A 1,286-nucleotide genomic window follows, 5' to 3' on the forward strand; every position below is an offset into this window, starting at 1 on the left:
TGAGGTGCCCAGCAGATTCCGGACAGTCGGCTACATAAGCTGACAGAAGTCTGGAAGAGGTAGGTACGTGGCAAGGCGTCGTAGGCAGTTCTCGCCGGAGTTCAAGGAAGAAGCCGTCCGCATGGTGCTGGAGGGCGAGCGGACGGTCGCGTCGGTGGCGCGCGAGTTCGACGTCAACGCCAGCACCCTGGGCAGCTGGGTGAACCGGCATCGGATCGTGAGCGCACAGCAGGAGCAGCCGCCGGTCTCTGGGCCGGACCGCGCCCGGATCCGGGAGCTGGAGCGGGAGAACGCCGAGCTGCGGGAGAAGTTGGTCTTCTTGAAAAAAGCGGCCGCCTTCTTCGCGTCCGAGACTCGATGACGCTCGCCAAGTACGAGCTCATCGACGCGGAGAAGGCCCATCACTCGATCGTGAAAATGTGCGCCTGGCTGCAGGTGTCCCGCTCGGGCTACTACGAATGGCGCGAGCGGCCGGCCTCGGCCACCGCACAACGCCGCGCGCTGCTGGCCACGCTGGTCGCCGAGATCTTCGCCAGCTCGCACGAGACCTACGGCTACCGGCGGGTGCACGCCGCCCTGGCCCGCCGTGGCGAGCACTGCTCGGCCGAGCTGGTGCGCGCCCTGATGCGCCAGCAGGGCCTCATCCCGGCCCAGGTGCGGGCGTTCCGGCCGGCCACCACCGTCCAGGGCGACTACCGCGGCATCCCCGACCTGGTCAGCCGCGACTTCACCGCCACCCGGCCGGGCACCAAGCTCGTCGGCGACGTCACCTACATCCGGACTTGGGAGGGCTTCCTCTACCTGGCCACCGTGATCGACTGTCACAGCAAGGCGGTGCTGGGCTGGGCGATGGCCGACCACTACCGCACCGAGCTGATCGCCGACGCGATCCGGATGGCCGCCGGCACCGGCCTGCTCCAGAGCGGCGCCGTGTTCCACAGCGACCGCGGCTCGAACTACACCTCAGAGGAGTTCGGCTGCTTCCTGGCGCGCCTGGACATCCGCCGTTCGGTCGGCCGCACCGGCGTCTGCTGGGACAACGCGATGGCCGAATCGTTCTTCAGCGCGATCAAGAACGAGTGGCTGCACCGCTTCGTCTTCACCACCCGGGCCAAGGCGAGAAGCCAGGTCATCCGCTACATCGAAGGGTTCTACAACCGTCGGCGCCTGCACTCGGCGCTCGGCTACCGGCCGCCCCTGGAGGTTCTCAACGAGGCCCTTGCAATCCAGACGGCCGCATAGGCTGCACCCATAACACGGCTGTCCGGAATCATCGTGGCCCCTCA

1 protein-coding gene is annotated in these 1,286 nt (G+C 67.7%); it reads left to right on the plus strand.

What is annotated here, in order from left to right; all coding sequences use genetic code 11:
• The first annotated feature begins 67 nt into the window (after window positions 1-67).
• A protein-coding gene (locus ABD331_RS60635; RefSeq protein WP_344496695.1) for an IS3 family transposase occupies window positions 68-1,242 on the plus strand; the annotation gives its coding sequence in 2 pieces (ribosomal slippage) (window positions 68-335 and window positions 335-1,242; 1,176 coding nt in all).
• The last annotated feature ends 44 nt before the right edge of the window (window positions 1,243-1,286 follow it).

The organism is Nonomuraea monospora (assembly GCF_039531895.1).
In the GTDB taxonomy this organism is placed as follows: Bacteria; Actinomycetota; Actinomycetes; order Streptosporangiales; family Streptosporangiaceae; genus Nonomuraea; species Nonomuraea monospora.